Source organism: Actinotalea sp. JY-7885 (assembly GCF_014525465.1).
GTDB lineage: Bacteria > Actinomycetota > Actinomycetes > Actinomycetales > Cellulomonadaceae > Actinotalea.
Window position 1 is genome coordinate 1 of the sequence record NZ_JACEXH010000231.1, and the last position, 4,241, is coordinate 4,241.

Sequence of the window (4,241 nt, forward strand, 5' to 3'; positions counted from 1 at the left end):
GGTGGCCGGACGCGCGGCGGCAGCGGCTGCGTCGTCGACCGCGGCGGCGGCGACGCGTGCCGCCGCGAGGCGGAGCGAGCGGCGCGTGGGGCCGGTCGGTGCGGTGGGGTGCCCAGGGTTCGCGGACGCGGACGGCATGGCCGACTGCTGGGGCTCGTGCTGCAAAGCGGGGGGATCCTTGATCGTCGAGGGGCGGACGGCGCGGGCGGGTCCGGGGGCGCTGCCGGGCTCGCCTGGGGGCTTCGCGCGACGGGGTTCGAGGTCTGCTGTCCATTGGCACACGCCGGAGGCCCGTCGGACGAATCGAGGGAGCGCCCTTCACATGACCCGCACACCGATCGCGTCAGGGGTTGGGCAGGCCCCCCGGTGAACCGTTCCGCGCGTTGGTCACGGTTCCATCACGGCCGCCCCGCCGGGGCTCACGCCGCCAGGGAGCGGGGCTGAGTACCTCACAGCCAGCGCCGGGACCGGAAGTAGGCGTGCAGGACGACGGACCCCAGGACCATGAGCCCGAGGGCGGCCGGGTACGCCCAGGGCCAGGTCAGCTCGGGCATGTGCTCGAAGTTCATGCCGTAGACCGTCCCCACGAGCGTGGGCGCGAAGAGGATGGCGGCCCACGCGGAGATCTTCTTGACCTCCTCGTTCTGCGCGAGGCTCGCCTCGGTCATCGCGCGGACCTCCTCGTTCTGCCGCTCGGTGACGACCGTCGCGTTGACCGACAGCGCGTTCTGCAGCAGCGCGCGGAAGCCGTCCGCCCGCTCGACGACCCGCACGACGTGGTCCTGGACGTCGCGCAGGTGGCGGCGGAGCTCCTCGTCGACGTGGTACTCGTCCGCGCCCGCCTCGAGCGCGGCCAGCATCCCGAGGAGCGGGTGCGTGGCGCGCTGGAACGCCATCACCTCGCGGAGCAGCTCGTAGATGCGGCGCGAGACGGCCCGGTCGCCCGCGAAGAGCTGGTCCTCGATCTCGTCGATGTCGTTCTCGAGCCCCGCGACCACGGGCCCGTACTCGTCGACGACCTCGTCGAGGATGGCGTAGAGCACGGCCTCGGGCCCGAGTCGCAGCAGCTCCGGCGCGGCCTCCATCCGGCGGCGCACCTCGGCGAGGTCGGGGGACTCGGCGTGGCGCACCGTCACGACCACGCCGGGGCCGAGGAACACGTGCAGCTCGCCGAACTCGACGCTCTCGTCCGCGTCGAGGTACCGCGCGGGCCGGAGCACCGCGAACAGGACGTCGCCGTAGCGCTCGAGCTTGGGGCGCTGGTGCGCCTTGACCGTGTCCTCGACCGCGAGCGGGTGGATGTCGAACTCCCGGGCCACCGAGGCCAGCTCGGACTCGTGCGGCCGGTACATCCCGATCCAGGCCATCCCGCCCGTGGCGCGTATGGCCTCGTACGTCTCCTCGAGACCCATCGGCTCCGAGTGCCGCTTGCCGTCGACGTAGATCGCGTTGTCGACGATGCCCATGCCCGCTCCTGTCCTCGTGCCACGACGTCGCCGGGGCCACCCGGGAACCTAGCGGGCGCTGCGCGTGCGGCGCGCGTTCTCCTTGCCGATGGCGTCGACCAGCTCGTCCTTGGTCATGCTCGATCGTCCTGCGACCTCCAGCCGCTTCGCGACGTCGTACAGGTGGCGCTTCGAGGCGTTGGCGTCCACGCCGCCGGACGTCTCGGCGCGGGTGCCGCGCCCCCCGGCGGCCTTGCGGTCCGACGGCCCGTTCTCGTCCTTGGGCTCCCAGTGGTCGCCGACCTTCTCGTGGGTGTGCTTGAGCGCGGAGTACGCGACGCGGTGGGCGCGCTCGCCCTCGCCGTACTCGTCCGCCGCCGAGTCGTGGGCCTTGGCGAAGGTGCGCTGCGCCTTGGCGTCCGACCGCTGCAGGGTCGACGGCAGCTCCTCCTGCTTGGCCGTGCCGCGTCGCGTCGTCTTGGGCATCTCAGTCCTCCCTGGTGGTGACGGCCGTGGCTCCACGATGAGCCGGTCGGCAGGCCCGCGCCACCGCAGGCCCGCCGGCGCACGCGGTCACCCGGCGCGGTCCGGGCGCGGCCTCAGAGCGCGGCGAGCTCCCGCGCGAGGTCGTCCAGGCCGAGCGACCCGAGCCCGAGCGCGGCGGTGTGCCACGCCCGCAGGTCGAAGTCCGCGCCGCTCGCCGCGTGGCGGGCGCGGGCGGCCTCGCGGCCGGCGAGCCATGCCCGCTCGCCGAGCTTGTAGCTGATGGCCTGGCCGGGCCACCCGAGGTACCGGACGATCTCGCTGTGCACGAAGGCGCGGGGCGAGCCGCTGCGGGCCGCGAAGAACTCCTCGCCGAGCTCGGCGGTCCACCGCTCGCCGGGTGCGGACGCGACGGCGGCCGGGACCGGGAGGGACAGGTGCATGCCGATGTCGATCACCACGCGGACGGCCCGCATGCGCTGACCGTCGAGGTAGCCCAGGCGCGCGCCCGGGTCCGTCAGGTAGCCGAGCTCGTCCATGAGCCGCTCGGCGTACAGCGCCCAGCCCTCCGTCGTGGCCGAGACCGAGCCGAGGCTGACCTGGTAGCGCGAGAGCTCCGCGGCACGGTACGCCCACTGGCCGAGCTGGAGGTGATGGCCCGGCACGCCCTCGTGGTACCAGGTGCTGATGAGGTCCCACGTGGGGAAGCGGGTGCGGCCGAGCGTCGGCAGCCAGGTGCGGCCCGGCCGGCTGAAGTCGAGCGAGGGGCGGGTGTAGTACGGCGCCGCGGCCGCGCCCGGCGGCGCGATCATCGCCTCGACCCGCCGCACGGGCTCGGCGACGTCGACCACCGTGCCGTCGAGCTCGGCGATGGCGCGGTCCATCATCGCCTGGAGCCACGCGCGCACCTCGTCCACGCCCTCGACGGCCTCGCCGTGGACGTCGAGGTGGGCCAGGGCCTGCGCCGGCGTCGCGCCCGGCAGCACCCGGTCGGCCTCGGCGGCCATCTCGGCCTCGATGCGCGCCAGCTCCTCCCAGCCCCACGCGTAGGCCTCCTCCGGGTCGACCTGCGCGCCGGTCGCGGCCCTGGCCCCGAGCAGGTAGCGCTCTCGTCCGACGCCGTCCGGGGTTCCGGCGCATCCGGGCAGGTAGGTCTGCGCGATCCAGTCGCGCAGCTCCGCCACCCCGTCCCCGGCCCGGGCCGCGGCCGCGTCGAGCTCGGGCCGCAGCGACTCGGGCGCGGCCTCGACGAACCCGGCGTGCCACCCGCGCCCGGTGAGCCACGCGCCCAGCTGGCCGACCACGGCCTCCGCCTGGCGCGGCGCGCTCGTGCGGCCGGACGTCAGGCCCGCCGCGAGCTGCGCCCGGTAGCTGCGCGCGCACTCGGGCACGGCGTCGAGCCGGCGGCCGACGGTGCGCCAGTCCTCCTCGTCCTGCGTCGGCATCATGAGGAACAGGGACTGGAGCTGGTGCACGGGCGAGGCGATCGGCCGCAGGCTGACCAGGTCCTCGCCGGCCTCGTGGAGCGCGAGCTGGGAGCCCAGGCGCTCGGCGAGCAGGGTCGCGCACCGGCGGTCGTCCTCGTCGGTGACCCGGGCGCGCGCCAGGTCCGCGAGGGCCGAGCGGGCGGCGTCCGCCCGCTCCTCGAGCCCGGCGGGGGACAGGTCGGGCATGCGGTGCTCGTGGGGCCGGACCCCCAGGGCCGTGCTCACCGAGGGGTCGAGCTCGACGAGCGTGTCGACCCACCGGTCGGCGACCTCGCGGGCCGTCGGCGTCCCGTCGGGCTCGCGGGCGTCGGTGGGCTGCGGCGCGGGTGCTGTCATGCCTCGCACGGTAACCGAGGTCGGCTCAGTCCTCCGTGTCGTACTCCCAGTGCCACGGTTCGGCCGGCCCGGCGCCGCCGGGCTGCATGTACGAGGGGTGGTGCCAGCCGTAGGCGCCCGCGTTCTCGCGCATCCACCGGTACGTCGGGCGGTCGAACTGCCCCAGCGACCCGAACCCCTCGAGGTCCACGGCCAGGCCGAGCCCGTGGTTGGACGTGCCGGCCGCCGCCGCGAGGCTGCCGCGGGCCTGCCTCACCGCCGCCTGCGAGGCGAGGTCGCGGTAGGACGAGGACACCCCCAGGTCGCGCCCGAAGTGGGCGCGGAACGCCACGTTGAGCTGCTCGAGCGCCGCGGCCGCGTCGCACCGCAGCTGGACCCGCGGGGCGAAGTCGACGCCGCAGAGCGCGCTGGCGGGGATCGCGCCGTTGGGCGCGTCGCGCACCGCGTCGACGCGCCGCGCGAGCTCGGCCTGCGCCTGCGCCTGCGCCTG

At 75.3% G+C, this 4,241-nt stretch carries 4 protein-coding genes; all 4 read right to left on the bottom strand.

Features of this window, described 5'->3' with window-relative positions; all coding sequences use genetic code 11:
* Positions 1-449: 449 nt before the first annotated feature.
* The gene (locus IDM29_RS15330) at positions 450-1,466 is read right to left on the bottom strand and encodes a magnesium and cobalt transport protein CorA (protein WP_182113887.1); all 1,017 of its coding nucleotides are present in this window, start codon (positions 1,464-1,466) and stop codon (positions 450-452) included.
* A 48-nt stretch (positions 1,467-1,514) separates the two neighbouring features.
* On the bottom strand, positions 1,515-1,931 hold the full coding sequence (locus IDM29_RS15335; RefSeq protein WP_182113888.1) for a ChaB family protein: 417 nt from the start codon (positions 1,929-1,931) through the stop codon (positions 1,515-1,517).
* A 113-nt stretch (positions 1,932-2,044) separates the two neighbouring features.
* On the bottom strand, positions 2,045-3,751 hold the full coding sequence (locus IDM29_RS15340) for a DUF885 domain-containing protein (protein WP_182113889.1): 1,707 nt from the start codon (positions 3,749-3,751) through the stop codon (positions 2,045-2,047).
* A 25-nt stretch (positions 3,752-3,776) separates the two neighbouring features.
* On the bottom strand, positions 3,777-4,241 hold a 465-nt coding region (locus IDM29_RS15345; RefSeq protein ID WP_188037739.1), incomplete at its 5' end, for a D-alanyl-D-alanine carboxypeptidase family protein.

What these genes read in the sequence shown, in the direction of transcription:
- IDM29_RS15330 (WP_182113887.1), bottom strand. Translation starts at nt 1,466, where the DNA reads ATGGGCATCGTCGACAACGCGATCTACGTCGACGGCAAGCGGCACTCG.
- IDM29_RS15335 (WP_182113888.1), bottom strand. Translation starts at nt 1,931, where the DNA reads ATGCCCAAGACGACGCGACGCGGCACGGCCAAGCAGGAGGAGCTGCCG.
- IDM29_RS15340 (WP_182113889.1), bottom strand. Translation starts at nt 3,751, where the DNA reads ATGACAGCACCCGCGCCGCAGCCCACCGACGCCCGCGAGCCCGACGGG.